Below are 301 nucleotides of genomic sequence, written 5' to 3'. Positions count from 1 at the left end.
CCCCCCCCCCCCCCCCCCCCCCCCCCCCCCCCCCCCCCCCCCCCCCCCCCCCCCCCCCCCCCCCCCCCCCCCCCCCCCCCCCCCCCCCCCCCCCCCCCCCCGCTTTTCAAGCAGAAGACGGCATACGCGATTTCCTGTACGGTCTCGTGGGCTCGGAGATGTGTATAAGAGACAGGTGCTGCACCGGCACGCCGGCATCGCCTGCATGGACCAGGACGTGTTCGTCAACGCCGTCGGCGGCGTGCGCATCACCGAGCCGGCGGCCGACCTGGCGGTGCTGCTGGCCATCACCAGCAGCCTG

1 protein-coding gene is annotated in these 301 nt (G+C 76.4%); it reads left to right on the top strand.

The annotated features are described in order from the left end of the window. On the top strand, nt 1–301 hold a 301-nt coding region (locus tag JHD63_RS23430), incomplete at both ends, for a hypothetical protein (RefSeq protein ID WP_198973186.1).

The organism is Xylophilus sp. ASV27, assembly GCF_016428875.1.
Taxonomy (GTDB): Bacteria; Pseudomonadota; Gammaproteobacteria; order Burkholderiales; family Burkholderiaceae_C; genus Xylophilus.
The sequence above is the reverse complement of the archived record's forward strand: the minus strand, read 5'-3'. Positions and strand labels throughout refer to the sequence as shown.